Raw genomic sequence first — 21,128 nt, forward strand, 5'->3', positions numbered from 1 at the left:
CCGATGGCGGACTGCATTTCGGTCATGCGGTAATTCCAGCCGACCCTGTTGTGGATGTACGGCAGCTTCTGTTCCATTTCGAGCAGGCGCAGGCGCTCGCGCACGTCGTAGCCGTGATCGCGGAAACTCCGGCAGCGCCATGCGACCTCTTCGTCGTCCGTGGTGACCATGCCGCCCTCGCCGCCCGTCGTAAACGTCTTGTTCTGGCAGAAACTGCACGCGCCCACGTGGCCGATGCTGCCCGTTTTTCGGCCTTTGTACTCGCCGCCGAATGCCTCCGCGTTGTCCTCGACGACGAACAGGTTGTGCCGCCTCGCGAAATCGAGAATCGGATCCATGTCCACGACGTTGCCGTACAGATGGACCGGCATGATCGCCTTCGTCCGTTTCGTGACGAGCTTTTCCGCCGATTCGACGCTGATGCAGTGATCGGCGCGGTTGACGTCCGCGAACCGTGGAACCGCGCCCGCCTGCACGATCGAAAACGAACTCGCGATAAAGGTGTAACTCGGCACGATCACTTCATCGCCCGGACCGATCCCGAGTCCGGCCAATGCCGTGTGCAGCGCGCTCGTGCCGTTCGTCGTGCTGATGGCGAACTTCGACCCCTGCCACGCCGCGAACCGTTTCTCGAAATCCATTCCCCGCGAGCCGGTCCAATAGTTGACTTTGCCGCTCCGCAACGTGTCCGTCGCCGCCGCAATCGCCGCCTCGTCGAAACAAGGCCACGGGGGCAAAGGCCCCTCCAACGATTTCGGCCCGCCGTCAATCGCCAGTTTTTCGATCATGGCAATATCCTCCTGCCTCGTCAACGTATGTGGTTCCCATGTAACAGGCAAAACATCCGATCACACCTCATTCCGCCTCATCCAAGACAACCCCGGCCTTGTTCGCCACGAGCAGAATGGTGCGCGAACCGATGGGACGATGGCGCAGGATGCGGCATTCGGCATCCACCGGCATGTGAAGAAGCAGACGCTTCCAATTGCGCGGCTCGACATACAGAAACGCGGGGCCGGGTTGAATGAATTCGTTCATGAAAGCGGCGCAGGCGGCGTCGGAAGCCTTTTCGTAGGCATTCGCCAAGACGGGATCTTCTTCGGCGGATCGAATGGCGTCATGCACGGCGGCGGCAATGGCGGCGCGTTCATCGCCGGTCGGCGAAGCCAAATCGGCCACGGAAATGTTGTCCAGCGCCTTTTCGACGGCGCCGCGCATCCGTTGCTGTCTTTCATCGAGATCGTCACGCGCCTTTCCCGTGATTTCAGGAAGGCTGTACGCCGCATTCAGGACTTCCTTGCGGAAATGCTTGGAATAGAAGATGTATTCCTCGCTCGTGAATCCGGCTGAATACAGGCGAAACGTCTTACCCGCCTCGGCAAGCCGGCGCACGGGCTCGCACAAGGCGCTCGGACTCTTGCGCGCGTCAATCATGGGAAAGCCGACATGGGCGCCCATGACGGCAAGGATGGCAAAGTGGAGGAAGACCAGCCGCTGGGGAAACAGGCCGGCGCGACAGGCTTCCCCCGTCCGATCCGCCGATCCGGCGCGCGTTTCACGCCTCAGCGCCCAGAGCGCATGGACCAGGCAGGCCATCGCGGCCACGCCGAACAGAACAAGATCCGGCGTCCAGAGATCGCGGTGTTTCGTTGCGAGCAAAGCGAACGGCGCCGCGCCGAGAAGGAGCAAAACGACACACCATGCCCATGTCGTGCGGCGCCGCCAAACGGCGTGATCGCCGATTGCAAGATCCCACGCGCCGCGGGCGATGAGAATCGCCATGGCCGGATAGGCCGGGAGCAGGTACATCTCCCGTTTCCCGGAACTGATCGAAAAGAATACAAACGCGGGCACAATCCAGCACAGGAGCGTGCGCGTCGAAGGATCGCGCCGGTTTCGCCATGCCCACGGGATCGCCCACGGCAGCAGCAATGTCCACGGCAGCAGGCTTACCGGAACGTTGACAAGGTAGTACCACGGCGGGCGCGGATGCGACACGCCGGTGAAAAGGCGTCCGACGATCTGGCGATAGGCTTCCTGGCCGACGTTTGTGGTCGCGTGCGCATCGGCCATGCCGGCCACGGCCATGCGGGCGGGGATGTACCATGCCAGCACAAGGGCCAGCGCCACGGCAAGGCCGATCACCGGATGCAAACCGCGCGCGTCTTTCCAGCGCCGCCAATAAAACGCGACGAGATACAGGGCGGGAAATACGAGCGCGGGCGGGCCTTTCGCCAGGAGTCCCGCGCCCAGCGCGGCATACATCGCGACAAGCCAGCGCGTGCGCCTTGAACCGGTCCATGCCTGGTGCGCACAGAAAAAGGCCATGATGCACGCCGTCAGCAGGATGTCCGTCCGCATTGAGCGGGCTTCGCGGAAAAACAGGGCGCTGGTCATCAGGATTGCGCCGGCCCAAAGACCCGTCGGGTGTCCGTAAAGCCGCCGTCCGAGCCAGTAAGCCATCGCGACGGTGATCACGCCAAGAAACACGGGTGGAATGCGCGCGGTGGCCTCGGAAACGTCACCGAACGGCCATGATACGGCCGCGACCAGCCAGAAAATGAGCGGGGGTTTTTCCTTGTACGGTTCGCCGTTGACACGCGGAACCAGAAAGTCGCCCGACTGGAGCATTTCGCGGGCAATCTGGCCGAAACGCGGCTCGTCCGGCGCCCAAAGACTGTATCCGCCGATGTTGGCGCCCAAAACAACCGCGCTTATCGAAAGCAGCAGCAGGAATTGAAGGGTCTGCGCCCGGCCGCTTAGGCAAGTCGGTTCATGGCCCGGCGTCGCGGCGTTTGGCGTTCGTGCCGGCGGTTCGATGCCGATCGTTGTGTCCGTTCCGTTCATTTCCATCCCTGACTATACGGCGTGGAAGGCCAGCAGATCGCGCACCTGCCGCGTCTCGTGGACCTTGGGGAAAAAACCCGTCAGGCCGGCCTTGTCGAGAACATGCGCGTCCGGAGGAACATCCACCAGCAGATAGATCGGTAATCGAGGCGGCGAATTCGGATCGTCGCGGATCATGCGGCTGGTTTCCAATCCGTTGAATACCGCAAGTTTCATGTCCAGAAACACCAGCGCGGGCGATTCAGCCGCAGCCGCCTCGCATACGTCCTGTCCGGAGGCCAGCACAAGAACCCGGTGGCCCTCCGCGCCCAATTCCGCCGCCAGCACGCCGGCGCAGTGAGCATCCTCGCTCGCCAGCAGTATCGTTGCCATTGAATCATTCTCCTTGTGCGCTTATTCATTTTACGCCGCAATCCTAACGGGAATCGCTCCCTTACGCAAGCGGATTCGGATGAATGAATCTCCGGGGCATGACCCCGACCACCGGCTTCGCCCGGAAATTCCTTGGATTCGTTTTGGTTTCTTGAGCGTACCAAGTTCGTAAAGGGGTTCACCTGTTCTGAGCGTGCAAAGGGAGTCCTTTGGGCGCGGAACACAGCACAGCCTGTCCAGTCGATCTCCGATGCCACGACATGTCCGTGAGCGGACACGCGTCGTCAAAAATCCTCACCGGGAAAAACCTCAAATGCCATGCTTTCGCATTTTTCTTGCCAAAAAATGAACACTGGACTTTTCAATGTAGAATTGATAGAATTGGCATGAGCGGCGAGTTAGTGGTAATCATAGAAGCGGAAGGGACTTTTTGGTGGGAGATGTGTATAAGATCACGGTGCGAGCGGGCGCGCACGACACCGTGAATTGCCCTGTAAGTGTTGAATTGCCGGTATTTTACAAAGAAAACACCTCCTTTTCCCTTGCCGTTGACGGCAAGGGGAAAATCGTGCCGTGCCAAGTGTCAAAGGGCGTAAAAGGCGTTCGTTTGACATGGATCGTGCCGAGTCTCAAGGCCGGATCGTCGCTGGGACTGGTGGTCAAACCCGCTCCGGGAACGAAAACAGCCGAGACGGTCACTTTGCGGGATTGCGCCAAGGATGGCCGGGTTGACATTCGGGTAGGCAATGCCCTCTTTTCGAGTTATCATTATGCAAACAAATGGGTTAGGCCGTTTTTACATCCGGTGATCGGCCCATTCGGCGCCCGTGTTACCCGCAATTGGCCGATCATTAAAAATGTCAAAGGCGAACACCGTGATCATGTTCATCACAAATCGCTTTGGGTCGCATACGGCGAATGCGACGACACGGATAACTGGAGCGAGGAACCAGGCCACGGATATCAACGCCATCAGGGATTTGATCGGCTGGTTTCGGGACCGGTGTACGGGGAAATCGTCGCTCGCAACCACTGGTGCAAGGGATCAGGTGAAAAGCAATTCGAGGAAACGCGTGCGATGCGTTTCTACGCGATGCCGGATGGCGAACGCCTGATGGACCTCGAGGTAACGTTCCGCATGACCGAAGGCAAAGTCGTGTTTCGCGACACGAAGGAAGGCGGGCTTGTTTCGGTGCGCGTGGCCAGTTCGATGGATGTGCGCAACGGCGGACGCATCGAAAACGGCTACGGGGGCGTAAACGAGGGGGAGACCTGGGGCAGGAAGGCGCCGTGGTGCGATTACAGCGGCATGGCGGACGGACGCCATGTGGGCGTGGCGATATTTGATCACGAAAGAAATCCCCGCTACCCGACCGAATGGCACGTGCGCGACTACGGATTGATGACCGCGAACTGCTTCGCATGGAAGCATTACCGGCCCGAAGACGGGCAGTCCGGCGACATGACCTTTCCCAAGGGCGCGGTTCGACAGTGGCGGTACCGGTTGTTCATACACAACGGCGATGCGCGCACGGGCAGGGTCCGGGAGCATTTTCTCGATTATATCGCGCCGCCGTCCGTTTTTTTGGAATAGTCGAAACGAACATCAGGACAACGCACCATGGCCCAAGCAAAGTCTTCACCCAAAAAGAAACCGGGTCGTCCGGCGAAATCGGCTGCAAAGAAAAGCGGACGGCAAACAGCCGCCAAAAAGCCGGTAAAAGCGGCGGCCAAGCCCAAAGCCGCCAAGGCGCGACCGGCGCCTCCCAAAAAGGCGCCATCGAAAAAGACGCCAACCGGGGCTGTCGCCCAAAAAGCCGCGCCGGATAAACCGGCCTTGAAAAAAGAGGCCGCCAGGAAACAATCCGCGCCGCCTCCCGCCAAACCCGTTGAAAAAAAGTCCGTTGCGGTTTCAGCGGCGCCTCCGTCTTCCAAACCCGCCGCGCCGCCCGCCGCCGAACCGGCCCGGAGCCGTGTGAAAATTCTCCCGCGGGAATTCCTGATGGCGCTTGCCACCACAATCAAAAACAGCATTGCGCCGATGATCAAGGAGGCGCGAGGACGCGAAATCGTGGGCAGCGCCGTCAGCGGCGATTCGACGTTCGAGGTGGATCGCGTGGCGGAGAAGGCGTTGTTGACCTTTTTGAAAAATGCGCGGATTCCGCTGGCCTACTACTCGGAAGATTCGGGCTACACCACGTTTACGAACGCCCAGCCGCAGAATTTGCTGCTTGTGGATCCGATAGACGGCACGCGCGCGGCTAAAAGCGGTTTCGAGGGCTGTGTGATTTCGATTGCCACGACGCGGGTCATCGAACGGCCGTGCATGGCCGATGTGGACAGCGCGTTGGTGCTGGAACTCATGGGCGATCGCGTTTTCTATGCCGAACGGGGCAAGGGCGCCCGTGTCGTGCAGGGCGATCACATCAAGCGCCCGAAGTTGTCGAAAAACACGAGCCTCGAAATGCTGGCATGGGCGATGACCGTGCCGGCGCGTCCCGCGGAACTGATTTTCCAAACCGCCGCGAAACTTGTGGATGTCAGTTCGCTCAAGGGTGGATTTTTCGCGTGCAACAGCACATCGTTCAGCCTGACCCGGCTGGTAACCAACCAACTCGATGCGTGCGTTGATTTCGCCAACCGGTATTACCGCGACATTCCCCAACTTGTCCACGACAAATTCATCAATGCCGGACGCGGCAACGTGATCGGCGTCGAACCGTACGATCTCGCCGCGGGACTCCTCATCGCGCAGGAAGCCGGGGCCATCGTGACCGACGCCTATGGACGGGATTTCAACGATGTGCTGCTGCTGGACAGTTCGGTGGACAACCAGCGATCCGTGATCGCGGCGGCCAACGCCGAATTGCACGAAAAACTGCTGCGGTTCTTCGACACGCGCATCAACCAGTGCGAGCAGTTGCTCAAGATGAGCGCCGGCGGCGGGAATTGACGCCGGATCAGCGGCCCGGACGCCCCCGCGCAAAATCAATGATGAAGATCTGTTGGCAATCCGCGCCGTTGTAGGCGGTTTTTCGCGCGCCGGATTCGTCTTTCGTGGGCACGGGTTTCGTGTAGGCCAGCCTTCGCCCGTCGGGGGAAACCACCAATTCGATACGGGGCGGGCCGTCGCCGCGGGGCGTCAGAAATCGCGTTTTGCCGAAGCGCCTGCCCGGTTTCACGCAGGTGGCTGCGATGCCGTTGTCGCTGATGCAGAAGATGGTGTCGCCCGACGGATGCCAGCGCAGGCCGGGACCGGCCCCTTTCGCAAAATGCGTGGCCTGCACGGGCCTCTTGGCAGGATCGCCCGACCGGTCCGATCCGTCGGATGGGATGATGAATATCTGCGTCAACCCGTCTTCGGCATGGCCGTAGTAGGCGATGCGGCGGCCGTCGGGCGATCCGCGCACCGTGCCGCATGCCCATGCGTGCGTCAGGCGGCGGATGCGCGTGCCCTTGGGCGGCGACGGATAACGATTCGCGCCACCCGCGTCGGCGGTCGTGATGTCAACCTCGTTGGGAATGTCAACCACAAAGAGCGAATCCTGGTAGCCGACACCGTCGTCTTCGCGGACCGTGCCGATGAAGGCCCGCATGAGTCCCTCGCGTCCAATCCACGAGTCGCCGAGCGCGCGTTCGATTTCACCGGGTTTCGATGTGCCTTTGGGCACAACGGGGACGAGCACGGCAAACCAGCACAACGCGCCGCCGGGCGCCTTCGGATGGCGCTCCATGTAACCGATGGTGCGCTCGTATTGCGGCAGCAGGAAATCGTCGTAGGTGAAACCGATTCGGCGCCCGTCAAGCGAGTATTCGTGTCGGTGCGTGCCGCCGCGATGCGCGCCGGGCAACGTGTCCCGCGCCGTTTCGACGTCACGAAAATCGAGCCATGCGAGTTTCCCGCCGCCGTCCGCGGACACTTCCGCCCCGTTTCGGTTCGGTTTCGCGTAAAACCCGCGCCGGGGCACGTCCGAAACGGGCGGTCCGTGGATGAACGCGACCGCGTCCGCCACCGGCGAGAACGACGCCGCCCCGACGCCCGGCGCGGCCTTCGCTCCCGTGATAACCTCGGCCGGCCGATAGAGGACGGTTTCCTTGCCGGTGGCAATCTCGACCTTCTCGATGGATTGGCTGTTTTCGATGCCCGGCCCGACCATCTCGCGCGTGTCGTAACAGAGGAAACGGCCATCCGACGAAAAATTGTCGTTGTTATCCAGCCAGTGGTGTTTCGGGGAAAACGTAATCTGTTGTTCAGTCATGAATTCGGCTTCGGCTCGTGGGGAAATCATTACCATGAAGAACACGAAGATCGAAAACACGGCGGCGAGAATTGCCGGCCAAGGATTGACTCCCAGGAAAAGGCGGTAAAAACGCGGAAAAATCCATGAAATTCCATTGCCGGTCGAGAAAACCATCGTGTCATTCGTCCTTATTGTCTTTTTGAAACCTGGGTGTTCTTTGCGCACTTGCGGCGGAAAAGAAACGGATCCCTTGGCGCGATTCGTCGCTGTCTGAAAAAACAATCCCCCACGGCTGCTGGTCCTGGGATCCGGTCGTCTTTCTCATGCAGACATTTGCTTTCCATCAACACTCCTCCGGCAATAAAGTTAGCCCGACTTCCGCGGCTGATTTCAAACTGCGGAAGTCGGGCTAGTCCCGGCAGGCGGCTTGACGCTCTTCGCGTAGAGTGCCGATACGGCGCTCGACCACGTATGTCAGCCTGGAGACCACGGGGCTCAATCCATTGCAGGACCGGATAACGGAGGCTGGGGGCATGCCGATCGCGGATTGCGGAATGAGAGGGGATCATTTCGTTTCGACTATGCGAGCGTCCCGTCGAACACGTTTTGGGGGCGGGCGAATCCGGGCGTATCCATCCCCGAACATATCCGGGAGATTACGGGCGTCACGGACGAGAAGGCGGCCGAGTCCAGGCCGCCGAAAGAAGTAGTGCGGGATTTCTTTGTCTGGGCGGGGCCGGGGGCATTGCACGCGGCGCACAGCGGCGAGTTTGAGCGAGGATCGGTCAACGGCGGTAATATCGCTCTTCAACGCGGTCAAGCGTTTCTCCAAACCGACGATCCGTTTGCGGAGTTCGAGACAACCGGGCATGTCGTTTGCGAGTGCCGCGATCAATTCCAAATCCCGCCGCGGCGGAGGCCGCGAAGAGTTTGAAACGGACGGCGTTCCTGTGTCATGGTAACGCCGCTTTCTTCATGAAAGGGCGCGCGAGTGCGCGGGGAAAACACGGTAAAACAGGGCAACGACTCTGGCAACCGGGAAAGGTCACGACGGAAATGGCGCTTGACGAAAAGAAATCATTCACAGCGGGGTTGACGCCCTATCATTACCTGGTGCTGGTGGTGGCGTGCTTGGGTTGGTCCTTCGACACGATGGATCAGTGGCTGTTCGTGTTCGCAAAGCAACATGCCATCAAGGCGCTGCTCAATCCCGCGGCCTATCCGACTGAAGAGGCCTTTTCCAATGCCGTGACCTTTTACGGATATATCGCCACGGCCGCCCTGATGATCGGCTGGGCGACCGGCGGCCTGCTGTTCGGCATGATCGGCGACCGGCTGGGGCGGACGCGGACAATGGCGCTTACTATTCTCATTTACGCCCTGTTCACGGGGTTGAGCGGTCTTTCGCAGAACTGGCAGCAATTCGCCCTGTTCCGTTTCATGACCGGACTCGGCGTCGGCGGCGAGTTCGCGGCGGGCGCGGCGCTCGTGGCCGAGACATTTCCCTCCCACTCCCGGGCAACGGCGCTCGGCATCGTGCAGGCGACATCGGCCCTCGGCAACGTAACCGCGGCGTTGATCAATCTGTTATTCGCCTCCTTCATGAATCCCGCCGAAAGCTGGCGCTATCTGTTCGCGGTCGGCATTCTTCCCGCCTTTTTGGTTGTTGTGATCTTTATGTTTGTCCGTGAACCGGATGCTTGGGTGCAGGCCCGCGCACGAGCCAAGAAAGGGGAAGGGGGGCTGGGCACAATCCCCGGTCTTTTCAGGGACCGTACGATTCGGCGAAACACCCTGGTGGGGTTGACGTTGGCGTCGGTCGGCGTCATCGGGTTCTGGTGCATCAGCGTCTGGTCGCCGGAATTGCTGCGGGCGGTGCTGAATCCCGAAGGCAAGGTGGAACTCAAGCAAATGGTCGAACAACGGATCAGTTTCGCGGGCATGGCGCAGAATTTGGGCGGATTCTTCGGCGCGCTGTGTTTTGCATGGCTGGCCAACCGCATTGGACGGCGCGGGGGATTCGTCGTGGCGTTGCTCGGCTGCCTCGTCATTGCGCCGGCGACGTTCTTCCTGACCTCGTCGTTTTTGACCGCGTTGATATTCTTTTTCTTGCTGGGGTACATGTTGTTGTTTCTCTTGGGGGGATTTGCGGTTTATTTCCCCGAATTGTTCCCCACGCGTCTTCGTTCGACGGGCACCGGCTTCTGCTACAACGTGGCGCGGTTCGTCACGGCGGGCATGCTCTTCTTTTCGGCGCCCTTCGTGAAGGCTTACGGCCTGCCGATGACCGTCCTGGTGATTTCGGTCGTATTCATCCTGGGCCTGTTGGCGCTGCCCTTCGCGCCTGAGACAAAAGGCAAGCCGTTGCCCGAATAGGGAGGCCGTCGAACATGTCGCCTTCGGGGAACGAGCCGCGCAAGGGCCGGCCGATGCGCCATGTGCGCTGGCGGGTGGGCGCGCTGCTTTTCCTCGTGACGGTTATCAATTACATTGATCGCCAGACGCTCAGCGCGCTCGCGCCCATCCTGAGAGACCAATACGGCTGGAGCCAAAGCGATTACGGGTTCATCCTGAACGCGTTTCGCGTTTCATACACCGTCATGCAGATGGTGTTCGGGCGCATTCTCGACTGGATCGGCACGCGGCGCGGCATCGGCCTCAGCGTCGCGTTCTATTCGGTCGTGGGCATGCTGACCGCCACCGCACAGGGCTTTCGCAGTTTCGTGGCGTTTCGTTTCCTGCTGGGCGCGGGCGAGGCGACCAACAATCCCGGCGGCGCCAAGGCGGTGTCCGAATGGTTTCCCGCGCGCGAACGGGCGTGGGCCGTGGCCCTGTTCAACAGCGGATGCTCGATCGGCGGCGCCATCGCCCCCTTCATCGTGCTGCTGATTTACCGCTATTTCGACAGTTGGCGCCCGGCCTTCCTAATCACCGGTTCGCTGGGATTCATCTGGCTGATTGCATGGCTGAAATTCTACCGCAGGCCGGAAGAACACCCGAATATTACCGACGAGGAACTGGCGTATATTCAACAAGGGCGCTCGTCTTCCGCTGCGGACGACGGCGCGCCGCGCGTTACATGGATGAAAGTCCTGCGTTACCGCCAGACATGGGGACTGATCCTTGGGCGGTTTTTGCTGGATCCCTTCTGGTTCCTGATGGCGGAATGGTATGCGCTCTATCTCAAGAGCAAAGGGTTTTCACTGGGCGCGAGCGTTTTGGGCTTCTGGGCGCCGTTCCTGGGCGCGGGACTCGGCAACTTCTTCGCGGGCGGCCTGTCGAGCTACTTCATCAACCGCGGCTGGCCGGTCGGAAGATCGCGCCGGGCCGTGCTGCTGGTGTTCGGCCCCAGCATGCTCGTGTTGTCGCTGGCCACGCTGACGAGCAATTACTACCTGTTGCTGTTGGTCTTTGCGTACGCCAGTTTCGCCTACGCATGCTGCGGCACGATGTTCCTGACCCTGCCCACCGACGTTTTCCATACCCGCGCGGTAGGCACCGTCATGGGACTCGGCGGCACCGGCGCCGGCATCGGCACATTGATTTCGACCTATCTGATCGGCCTGATTGCCGACACGATTTCCTTTGAGCCGGTCATTGTCGCCGCCTCCGTGGTGCCCACGGTCGCCACGATCATCTTCGTCACCCTCATCCGGGCCAACAAAAAACCCGACCCGGATGGTATTCTCCTGCACTTCTAGGAGGACGGACATGCCCCTGCGGTGTTGCGCCGGCGGGATTCATTTGACAAGGGGCGGTTCGGGCGCACACACTTCGCAACATCGCCCACAAAAAGCAACGAATGCAGAGGAGTTTCAACATGCCGGAAAAGAAGTCGTATCACAGCATTTGCCGATGGACATTCAACGCGGGCAAAGGCGGATTTGTCCCGTCGAACATGCGCCCCGCGTGGTTCTCGAACCAATTCACGACCGTTGACGCGATAAGGCTTGTCAAGGACCGGATCGCGCCGCGCCTGCCCGGACACGTGCAATTGGGATTTGAAGCGCATTATGACACCGAGATTGACGATGCGACCGCGGCCGCCGTGGCCGATGCGCTCGGCGAGGCGGGCATTCATCTCGCCATGATTACCCCCGGCGCGCACAGTCATTTCGCCTACGGCGGGATCGCGTCGCTGGATCCCGCCGAACGCAACGCCGCCGGCGACCTTGGCAAACGCGCGGTGGATCTTGCCTACGGCCCGCTCCGCATGGTTTGGCATCCCGATCCGGCGTTGGCGCCTTCCTACATTTTATGGAACGGTTCGTACGGCTACGACATCGCCACGCCCGGCGTCCGCGAGATGTACCGCCATCTGAAAGAAAGCATCGCCGATCTCTGCCGGTACGAGGCGGACAAGGGCGGCGGGTTGTTCATCGCCTTCGAGCCGAAACCGAACGAGGGGCATCCCGCCATGTTGATCCCGACGGTGGCCAGCGCCATCCTGTTTTGGCGCAAACTCGAGGAGGAATACGGCATTCCGCGCGCGCGCAAAGGCGTCAACAAGGAATTCGGCCATTCCGAAATGATCGGCCTCGATCATGTCTACGATACCGTTGAGGAACTCGACAACGGCGCGATGACGCACATGCACCTGAACAGCCAGGGGTACAACGACGGGATTATCCTCGGCGGTCCCGGCAAGTTCGACATAGATCACGGCGCGCGCGTCAACGGGATGAACATCGCCATCGCGAGCCTGATTCAGTCCGCCGGCTACGCGCGATGGAAGGGGCACGACATGCAGGCCCGTCCGTACGACGATGAATCCCAGGCCATTGATCGCGTGATTCGCAGCGTGCTGAGCTGGGAAGCCTGCGAGGCCGCCGCCGCCACGCTCGACACGGCCCTGTTGATGCGGCATCTCGTAGCCCGGGAAACCGCCAAGGCCGAGGACCTGATGCGCGCGTCGCTGAGGATTGCCCAAAAAACGTTCGACGAAATGTATTCAGGATAGACGGTCGCTTGAAGACTGTATGACACAGGGCGCGCGGACCGTGGCGGGTTCGTGTGGCGAAACGCGTGGAACTTCGTGAAAATACGGCGGCGATACACGACGCACAAACGGGGAAATGGCTTTTCTTCGAGCGCCCCGCGGCGTGCTTCGATGTTCGCGATCCGGGCGACGTCGTTCCCGCGCTAAAGGAAATTGAGCGGCGCATACGGCAGGAAGGTCTCATGGCGGCGGGGTTCGTCGCCTACGAGGCCGCGCCGGCCTTCGATGCCGCGCTGAAAACCAAACCCGCGGAAGGGTTTCCCCTCCTGTGGTTTGGACTGTACCGGGAATGCCGGGAGATTGCGTTGCCGGACGCCGCGAGGGCCGTCTGTATGGATTGGCGATCTTCGACCGGTGAAGAGGCCTACCGGCGCGCCGTGGCGCGCATCAAGGAATATATCCAAGCGGGGGACACCTACCAGACCAACTACACCCTGCGGCTGCACACCCCGTTTCGCGAAGATCCCCTGGATTTCTTCGCGCGGATTATCGGCGCGCAGCGCTGCGCATACGGCGCCCTCGTAAATACCGGGGATTGGACGGTGTGCTGCGCGTCGCCGGAACTGTTTTTTTCCCTCGACGGCCGCGAACTCGTTTCGCGTCCGATGAAGGGCACCATCGCGCGGGGCTTGTGGCATGAGCAGGACCGTGCGAATGCCGCCCGGCTGCGCGAATCGGAAAAGGATCGCGCGGAGAACGTCATGATCGTGGACATGGTGCGCAACGACATGGGCCGCATCGCCGCCACCGGTTCGGTCGAGGTGGTCTCGCTGTTCGACATCGAGCAATATCCGACGTTATGGCAGATGACCAGCACGGTGCGCTGCGCCACCGACGCCGGAATCGCGGAGATTTTCGGGGCGCTTTTTCCGCCGGCGTCCATCACCGGAGCCCCCAAGGCACGCACCATGGAAATCATCGCGGAACTGGAAGACCAGCCGCGGCGGATCTATTGCGGAACCGTCGGCATGATTACGGCGCCGCGCAAGGCCCAGTTCAATGTCGCCATCCGGACGGTCCTGATTGACAATCGAACCGGCGCCGCCGAATACGGCACGGGCGGCGGCATTGTATGGGATTCGACCGCCGAGTCCGAGTTTGGCGAATGCGCCACGAAGGCCCGCGTGCTTTCGCATGCGCCGCCCGACTTCGCATTGCTTGAAACGATGCGATGGACGCCCGAAGACGGCTTTTTGCTGCTCGATCGGCATTTGCGCCGGCTTCGGCAATCCGCGGAGTATTTCGGCTTCGCGATGGATGAGGAAACCGTCCGGCGGAGCCTGTCGCTTTCCGTCGCCACACTGCCGGCGCGTCCGCACCGGATCCGGTTGGTCGTTTCACGGGATGGAAAGCCGTCCATTGAGGCGTTTCCCCTTGTTCAGCCGCTTCATTACCGCATCTGCATCGCCAAGAAACCCCTTGACCGGCAGAACCCGCTCCTGTACCACAAAACCACCTGCCGCGACATTTACGATCGCGCCCGCCGGGACTGCCCCGGATTCGACGACGTCCTGCTCTGGAACGACCGTGGCGAAATTACGGAATCGTGCATTGCCAATGTCGTGGTCGAAATGGAAGGGGAGCGCGTCACGCCGCCCGTCGAATGCGGCCTTCTGCCCGGCACGTACCGCGCGATGCTGCTCGAACAGGGCCTAGTGAAGGAACGAAAGATCGGGCTTGCGGATCTTGCGCGTTGTTCGGGCGTTTTTCTGATCAATTCCGTGCGTGAGACATGGCGCGTTTCGATCGAAGACGCGCCGGATATCAGCGGTTGCTTTCGTCCAAGCCGATCGTAATCCGAACGCCGCGCCCCAGCATGGCGGCGGGACGCAGGAAAAGCGGCGCGCGATGCCGTGCCGGAACCGGCCGCGTGGTTCCCTCCGCCACGCGCAGACAGAGCCATGCGCAACACAATCCTCCGATGCTTGCCGCAAGGAAACAGATCCTGAATCCCCACAGGCCGCCATGATCGATAACAAATCCCGCGGCAATGGGGGTCAGCCCCAGCATCAACGACGTTCCGACGGTCCACAGGTTCGAATAGCCGACGCGATCCGTCGCATGGACAAGGCCCAGCATCGCGCGGTGGGTGGTCATCCAGAACGCGGCGCCGAACACGCTTGCCACGACCATCAGCGGCGCGACCAGCCATACGCTCCATGCCGCGCCCGGCCACAGCAACAGGAATGCGGCGGACGCAGCGGCGTGTCCCGCGAGCGAAAGGTGCATGGCCTGCGCGCTGCCGTTACGTTCGGCGAAACGCGCCCAGTGGCGGATGGTCAACATGATGCATAAACTGCCTAGGGCCGTTATGATCATGATGACGCGCGAAGAGATGCCCAGCGCATCGCGCAGATACAGCACCGAGGCCGCGCCCAGCCATGACGTGGTCGAAAAGCATAACGACGCCACAACAACGAACCGCACGAAAACACGATCGCCGATTGTGCGGCGATACGAGGCCATGTCCGAACGGATCGTAACCGGTTCCGCCGCCCCGCGCCCGCCCGGCACGCGGTACATCCAATACGTGCTGAAAAAACCCGCCGCGATGCCGGCGGCATAAATTGCGATGAAACGATCCGGCCCCGGATCGCCTCGCAATACCCACGCCTGGAAGATCGCGACGATCACGCCCAGCATTTGCGCAATGGCCGCTTCCGAACTGAAGTAGGCGCCCCGCTGCGTTTCGGGAACGACTTCGTGCAGCCACGGGAACCAGCCCCCCGCGCCGACCGCCCGCATCAGGCAGAAACCGAATGTCGCGCCCATCAACACATACCCGCCCGCCGCCGTGCCCCAGCGCGCCATGGCCCACGGCATCGCGAATACCAGGCACGCGACCAGATTGCGCAGCGTCCATGTAATGAACATGACCCGCTTGGGGCCGAACCGCGTCACTAGCAGGCCGGTTATCACAACCAACAGCATGGACAGCGGAGTAAACGAGATCAGGAAGCCGACCCACGACGGCGGCATGTCAATCTTGCGCGCGAAAAGCACCAGCGGCGGGCCAATGATGCACTGCCACGAAACAACGTTGAACACGATGAACAGCAGAAAACGCCGGGGCGCCGGATCGAGCTCCTGCAATCCCGACAGAATCGGAACACGTCTCCACCCGTGTGTCACGCCCCATTTTGGGAGAGGATCTTCGCTGGGTTCCATGGGCGGCAATTACGGACTCGTACCACGTTGCAACGACATCGGAAAAACCGGACGGGTTCTTCCCCTCGAAAAGCATAACACCGCGACGGGTGCCGTTCAAAGAAGCGGACATCGCCGGATTGTGGATTGCGGCCCGAATGGATACAGTAGACGGAAGAAATCCGGGGTTTTGGCGAAAAGAAAGGATTCCGGTATGTTCAAACCGTGCATCTGGCTGTTGTGCGCGTTGGGGTTGAACGCGGGCGCGGACAACGGGCCGAAAATGATCGCCTACAGCGCGTTTCCGTCCGCCTATTTCAACGATCGCGCAGCGGACGTGGCCCGCATGTATGACGGTCTTTTCTTTGTTCTCGGCGATTGGGACACGGGCATCGAGGCCAATCTCGGCGTCGGAAACAAATCGCCCTTGACGGATTGGAAGTCGAAAGCGGGGGAAAACGTCGCCCGTCTAAACAAGGCCGGCGCCACCGAGAATCTGCTGGGCTTCTGCTTCGGGGAGGAGGGAGCGTGGCCCTCTCCTGAGACGTTGCGCTCGGACGAGTTCACCAAGCGACTCGCGGCACATTTCGGGGCTGCGGGAAAAGCGGCAAAAGAGTTGGGGTTCCGGGGCGTCAGCATAGACATTGAGTATCCCTACAAGCGCTACTCGCTCGGACATGAGATGTACACGTATGACGGCTATACCGCCGACGATCTCGTGGAGGCAGCCTTGGCGCAGGGACAGGCCGCCATGAACGCGATCCTGGACGCCTATCCCGAGGCGGTCATATTCGTCCTGCCGGGTGAATTGCGGACACGCCCCATCGGGCAGGCCTTCATGCTCGGAATGCTCGATGCGATGGCCGGACGCGACGCCCCCGGCGGTTTCCATCTGGGATACGAGCGATCGTATTGCCTCTATGAAGGCCCGGTTTCGCAGGCGGGCATTCCGCGCGCGGGCGACGGCGCGGCGGAACTCTTGCTGGAAGGCGAAACGCTCGACTATTGGAAACGGCGTTGTACCGTCGCGCCGGGCGTATGGCCGTTGCACATGGCCGAGACCGGCGGAAAAGATTACCCGGTGCGTCCGTGGAAGGAGGAACTCGCCGAACTCGACCAGCAGCTGCGGCTTCTGCGTTCCATCGCGAAGCGGTACATCTGGTCGTTCACGGCGCATCCCGCATGGTGCGCGCCCGATCCCGAACTTGAAGCAAAATACGGAATCAAACCGCCCACCTTTGCGCAAGGCCGCGACGCCATCGCCGGCTGGCAGGCCATCCTCGCCGCGAAAGCCCCGTTGGAAGACAAACGCGCGGCCGGCTTGGTTCGGATCGTTCGACAATATGATCGCGGCCGGATTTCATTCGCGGAACTCTGCAACCGCTTCGGTACACCGGCCGAATGGATGGCGCTCGGTCCGCTCGGAAATCCGTTCACAGATCCTGCGTTTGCCTCGCAGGATGCCTTGCTGAAGCCGGTACATGCGGATCAATCCATTCCGGGGCGCGACGGCCCCGTGCGATGGTTTCCGTTCCGCAACTACGAGCCACTGGGAACCGTCAGCCTGGCTGCCGTGTTCGACTGGCGAAACACGGACAACGCATCGGCGCACTTGGTGTCGGATATTCATGCAAGGAAAACCTGCCACGCACATCTCCATGTGGGCTGGGACGATGGAATCATTGTGCGGCTGGACGGCCACATCGTCTTTGACCGCCGCGAGTATCCCGTTCGGGGGCACGGCCTGTTGTTTCGCGACCGGTATATTTTTGAGGACCGAGTGCCCATCGTGATTCCAAAAGGCAAGAGCCGCCTCGGCGTGACCTCCATCAATTCGCACGGCTCGTGGGCGTTCAGTTTGCGAATGACCGATGAAGCCGGTTATCCCATCGAAGGACTGTCGTTTATGTTGCCGGACGATTGACCGCGCGCGGCCAGGCCGCCGCCGGAATCGTATCGCGGCCAGGAGATTGCCATGCCAGACGAAACATCGTGGAGTATTGTTCCGGAAGATCTCGCCATTCTGCGCGAACTGGGCAAACGTGTCGCCGATATCGCGCATGATCCCGTCAACCTCGAACGAAAACGCGCATGGTACGCGCACGACGAGGGCCGCGGTGGACGTCCCTTGATCCTGGCCGAGAACAGGGTAGCCTTCGACATGATCGAAGAAGGGCAGGCGAGGTGCCAGGAGGAATGGGCGCGATCCATCGAACGCGGATTGCGGTTTGTCATCTATGAATTCGAACGGGTGAAGGACGATCATGTCGTCGAACCGTATGTCGCGTGCAACTGGAAGGTCAATGTGAGCGATTACGGTGTCGCATCCATTCAGCATTATGCGGACCGGGTCAGCGGAAACGTGTCGAGCCGGTGCTGGGAGGCGCCGATCAAGAATCTCGAATCCGATCTCGAAAAACTGCGCCCGCGCACCTACGAGGTGGACCGTGAAGCCACGTGGGCATGGAAGCGGCATTTGGAAGAGGTCTTCGATGGCGTTCTCGGCGTCCGTCTTCGCGGCGGATTCTGGTGGACGACCGGCTTGACGGGCGTCGCAATCGATCTGGTGGGTCTCCAGGAATTCATGATGTACATGTGCGCCGATCCCGAAGGGCTGCACCGCCTCATGCGATTTCTCCAGGCCGAGTGTATTGCCTATGCCGAATGGCTCGAAAAAGAAGGGTTGCTTTCGTTGAACAACGAAAACGACTACATCGGTTCCGGCAGCATGGGCTACACGAACGCATTGCCGCAACCCGGGCGACAACCCGGCGACCCGGTCCGCCTGAAAGATCTCTGGGTCTTGAGCGAATCACAGGAAACCGTCTCCTGCGGACCGGACCAATGCGAGGAATTCGTGCTTCAATACTACCGCCCCATCGTCGAACGATTCGGGCGCACGTACTACGGCTGCTGCGAGCCGGTCCACGACCGATGGCAATACGTCAAGACGTTGCCAAATCTCAAACGCGTCTCGATATCCCCGTGGTGCGACCAGGCGTTCATGGCCGGGGCGCTGGGCCGCGACTATGTGTTTTCGCGCAAACCCAATCCCACGCTCGTGAGCACGCCCTATTTCGACGAGGATCTCATCCGCGAGGACTTGCGCCTTACCGTTACCACGGCCCGCGACTGCAACCTGGAGATCGTCATGAAAGACGTCCACACGCTTTGCGGCGATCCCACGCGCCTCATCCGCTGGGTCCAACTCGCCCGCGAAGCCGTGGCCCGCCATGGATCGTAAACCGCCGCCGCTTACTTGTACTCGCCCGTGATGATTTCGCGCGTTTCAAGTTTGCCTTCCTTGACGCGGCAATGCAGGAAACCGACAGGGGCTTTGTCGAAGTTCCAACAACAGGATCGCACATGGAAGATTTGCGACCGGCCTGTCCTGTACGACGATGTGGGCCGATGCAGATGGCCGAAAAACACGGCCACGGGCTGCGTTTCTTTCACGAGCGCATTGAACCATCGGGAATCGTTCCGGTTCAGGTACATGTCGCGATCCCGGCCTTCCCGTTCAGCCGGAATGTGGGCAAAGACAATTTTCACGGGTTCCGGCTTACGAAGTTCGCCTTCCAGCCACTCGCATTGGCCCGGCGGCTCAATGATCTCCGAACACAAATGCCCGACATGGTCTCCGCCCGCGCCCGCATCGCACACCGCAATGAACCGTGCGCCTTTATGGACGAAACTGTAGTAGTCGGCCGGTTTTCCGTTCAACGTAAAATCACCGGGAAACAACGAGCGTAGCAGCGCGCGCTTTTCCCGGGTGGATTCATGATTGCCGGGCGTGGCATGAACCGGGATCGTCGCTTCGACCATTCGGGGTCGAAGCGCTTCGGGGTGCACGTCGCCCGCGAGCAAAATGAACGATGGTTTCTCCCTCTCGGACATGGCCTCCATCGTTTTGATCGTATTCAAAAATCGGTCAACGCCGCTGCCGTACGCCTCAAGTCCCTCCGTGATGCCGTCCGAGCAATGGGGATCCGCCACCACCGCAAAACAGAACGAATCACCCTCCCCGGCAGACGCCTTCGACGGCAACACCGCCGTCATCGCCGTCCCTGCCGCTTGTCCAAGAAACTGCCTGCGATTCATTGGCTTGGACCCGCCGCGTCCATGGAAACCATGTCTACAATCGCGTCAGAGTGAAAAATTCTTGACGGTGTCAATCAGAGCCACGAAACCCCGGTTTACGGGATGATTCGACGGCCATTTCAGGAATTCGACATGACCGTCCAGATACAGGACATTCGACCCGCCGGGCACATGGTTGAAATCCCGGGCCACCGTCGTCACGAAATCGTACTGCACGACAATCTCGCTTTGGGCCTTGGCGGTGGATGCCGGATTGTTGATGTCGGTGACGAAGAAACGCTCGACGCCTTCCCGCAGGCGGTAGACCAGGAAATCGCCCAGGGTTGCGTGGCCCGTAATCCGTATATCGCTGTCCATAATGCCGGCAATTTGCGCAATGTCGGCCGGATTGGTGCTGCCGTCCTTGACAAATATCGCCTGAAATTGCTGGATCAGGGAGTTGGCGAAACCCGAATCGAAATAACTGCCGATGGCGCCGAGGCCGCTGGGGAAATTTGGATCGTTCTGATCGATGCCCGGAGCCAGATAAATTTCCGGTTTCAACGCCCAGCCGAAATAGCCATAGGAAAGATCGTCTATCTTGCACGGGCAAATACCCCGATCCGGTTCGTTCTGATCGCACAGCCAGCGTCCGCCTGTGATAGCCTTCGCCCCGTCGCTGTCCGACGGACACACGTTCACCGTCGTGTCGCTCAAATATTCCGGGTACAACGTCTCGCCCTGCCAGATAACCCCGAACGTCACCTTGCCGGGGCTGCACGATCCGTTGTTGAACTCCTTGTACTTGTCCGGGGGAAACTTCTGGCTGGGGGCCTCGTTCGCATACATCTTCATCGAGAGGCCAATCTGCTTGAGATTGTTCGCGCAACTGGCGCGCCGTGCCGATTCGCGGGCACGCGCCAGCGCCGGCAGCAGAATCGCCGCCAAAATGCCGATTATCGCGATAACCACCAGCAACTCGATTAGCGTGAATCCCTTCCTGTCCATGGTTCGACCCTCCTCGTCCGAACCGGTCCGCAAACCGGTTCATCCAATGCCCGATTCCTGCGATTCTCCGCAAATTCCATTCTTTTCCACCCACGGCGGCAAAAGCAAATCCATGCGCCGCAAGCGCGTAAATCCGCGCGGCGCGCAGATGAAAACGCACACGAACCGCGTCGCCGGGAAGTCTGGTCCCAAACCGCGTAGCCCGCGCAGGACCGAAACATCCGCCGCCCGCATTGTCTATCCCATCCACTTCGTCCATTCCGTTCATCCCCAATCTATAATCTCTGGCCGGCCCTCTGCAATTTACCGCCCATTTGAACCCATCCCTTGGCCCGTGATATCGTGTCCTCCGCCTTCGGGCGGTTAGCTCAGTTGGTTAGAGCACCTGCCTTACACGCAGGGTGTCGGGTGTTCGAGTCACCCACCGCCCACCA

General features: G+C 60.6%; 15 protein-coding genes and 1 tRNA gene. 9 read left to right on the forward strand and 7 right to left on the reverse strand.

The genetic code is table 11. The features are described 5' to 3' along the window. From P5540_18270 to P5540_18280, 3 genes are all read right to left on the reverse strand, one after another. On the reverse strand, nucleotides 1-788 hold a 788-nt coding region (locus P5540_18270; protein HRT66764.1), incomplete at its 3' end, for a DegT/DnrJ/EryC1/StrS family aminotransferase. A 67-nt stretch (nucleotides 789-855) separates the two neighbouring features. Continuing rightward, nucleotides 856-2,847 carry a glycosyltransferase family 39 protein gene (locus P5540_18275; protein ID HRT66765.1) on the reverse strand — a complete coding sequence of 664 codons (1,992 nt, stop codon included), beginning with the start codon at nucleotides 2,845-2,847 and terminating at the stop codon, nucleotides 856-858. Between the two features lie 12 nt (nucleotides 2,848-2,859). Then, nucleotides 2,860-3,219, reverse strand: a complete 360-nt coding sequence (locus P5540_18280; protein ID HRT66766.1) for a response regulator — start codon at nucleotides 3,217-3,219, stop codon at nucleotides 2,860-2,862. 433 nt (nucleotides 3,220-3,652) lie between these two features. Here P5540_18280 and P5540_18285 point away from each other — a divergent pair, with 433 nt between their 5' ends. Both P5540_18285 and P5540_18290 read left to right on the forward strand, forming a co-directional pair. Further along, nucleotides 3,653-4,813, forward strand: coding sequence for a PmoA family protein (locus P5540_18285; GenBank protein HRT66767.1), 1,161 nt, complete (start codon nucleotides 3,653-3,655; stop codon nucleotides 4,811-4,813). Between the two features lie 27 nt (nucleotides 4,814-4,840). Then, nucleotides 4,841-6,172, forward strand: coding sequence for an inositol monophosphatase family protein (locus P5540_18290; GenBank protein ID HRT66768.1), 1,332 nt, complete (start codon nucleotides 4,841-4,843; stop codon nucleotides 6,170-6,172). 7 nt (nucleotides 6,173-6,179) lie between these two features. Here the strand turns inward: P5540_18290 and P5540_18295 are convergent, their stop codons facing one another. Next, the gene (locus tag P5540_18295; protein HRT66769.1) at nucleotides 6,180-7,634 is read right to left on the reverse strand and encodes a DUF3748 domain-containing protein; all 1,455 of its coding nucleotides are present in this window, start codon (nucleotides 7,632-7,634) and stop codon (nucleotides 6,180-6,182) included. An 882-nt stretch (nucleotides 7,635-8,516) separates the two neighbouring features. Between P5540_18295 and P5540_18300 the strand changes: the two genes are divergently transcribed. The 4 genes from P5540_18300 (at nucleotide 8,517) to pabB (ending at nucleotide 14,255) form a co-directional block, all read left to right on the forward strand. After that, the gene (locus P5540_18300) at nucleotides 8,517-9,836 is read left to right on the forward strand and encodes an MFS transporter (GenBank protein ID HRT66770.1); all 1,320 of its coding nucleotides are present in this window, start codon (nucleotides 8,517-8,519) and stop codon (nucleotides 9,834-9,836) included. Between the two features lie 14 nt (nucleotides 9,837-9,850). Next, nucleotides 9,851-11,161 carry an MFS transporter gene (locus P5540_18305; GenBank protein ID HRT66771.1) on the forward strand — a complete coding sequence of 437 codons (1,311 nt, stop codon included), beginning with the start codon at nucleotides 9,851-9,853 and terminating at the stop codon, nucleotides 11,159-11,161. A 119-nt stretch (nucleotides 11,162-11,280) separates the two neighbouring features. Further along, a complete protein-coding gene (locus P5540_18310) occupies nucleotides 11,281-12,420 on the forward strand; it encodes a xylose isomerase (GenBank protein HRT66772.1) in 1,140 nt (379 codons plus the stop codon). A gap of 65 nt (nucleotides 12,421-12,485) precedes the next feature. Further along, the gene (gene pabB / locus P5540_18315) at nucleotides 12,486-14,255 is read left to right on the forward strand and encodes an aminodeoxychorismate synthase component I (protein HRT66773.1); all 1,770 of its coding nucleotides are present in this window, start codon (nucleotides 12,486-12,488) and stop codon (nucleotides 14,253-14,255) included. Here the strand turns inward: pabB and P5540_18320 are convergent. Further along, on the reverse strand, nucleotides 14,224-15,627 hold the full coding sequence (locus P5540_18320; GenBank protein ID HRT66774.1) for an MFS transporter: 1,404 nt from the start codon (nucleotides 15,625-15,627) through the stop codon (nucleotides 14,224-14,226). The genes pabB and P5540_18320 overlap by 32 nt on opposite strands. A gap of 193 nt (nucleotides 15,628-15,820) precedes the next feature. Here P5540_18320 and P5540_18325 point away from each other — a divergent pair, with 193 nt between their 5' ends. Then, nucleotides 15,821-17,530 carry a hypothetical protein gene (locus P5540_18325; protein ID HRT66775.1) on the forward strand — a complete coding sequence of 570 codons (1,710 nt, stop codon included), beginning with the start codon at nucleotides 15,821-15,823 and terminating at the stop codon, nucleotides 17,528-17,530. Nucleotides 17,531-17,581: 51 nt separating this feature from the next. After that, nucleotides 17,582-18,850 (forward strand): hypothetical protein, encoded by a 1,269-nt coding sequence (locus tag P5540_18330; GenBank protein ID HRT66776.1) that lies wholly within the window; start codon nucleotides 17,582-17,584, stop codon nucleotides 18,848-18,850. Between the two features lie 11 nt (nucleotides 18,851-18,861). Here P5540_18330 and P5540_18335 read toward each other — a convergent pair whose 3' ends face one another. Continuing rightward, nucleotides 18,862-19,707 carry a metallophosphoesterase gene (locus P5540_18335; GenBank protein HRT66777.1) on the reverse strand — a complete coding sequence of 282 codons (846 nt, stop codon included), beginning with the start codon at nucleotides 19,705-19,707 and terminating at the stop codon, nucleotides 18,862-18,864. A 45-nt stretch (nucleotides 19,708-19,752) separates the two neighbouring features. After that, entirely contained in the window at nucleotides 19,753-20,694 is a 942-nt protein-coding gene (locus P5540_18340) for a DUF1559 domain-containing protein (protein ID HRT66778.1), read from the reverse strand. A 357-nt stretch (nucleotides 20,695-21,051) separates the two neighbouring features. Between P5540_18340 and P5540_18345 the strand changes: the two genes are divergently transcribed. Next, a tRNA-Val gene (locus P5540_18345) sits at nucleotides 21,052-21,128 on the forward strand.

This window comes from Candidatus Hydrogenedentota bacterium (assembly GCA_035450225.1).
Lineage (GTDB): Bacteria > Hydrogenedentota > Hydrogenedentia > Hydrogenedentales > SLHB01 > DSVR01.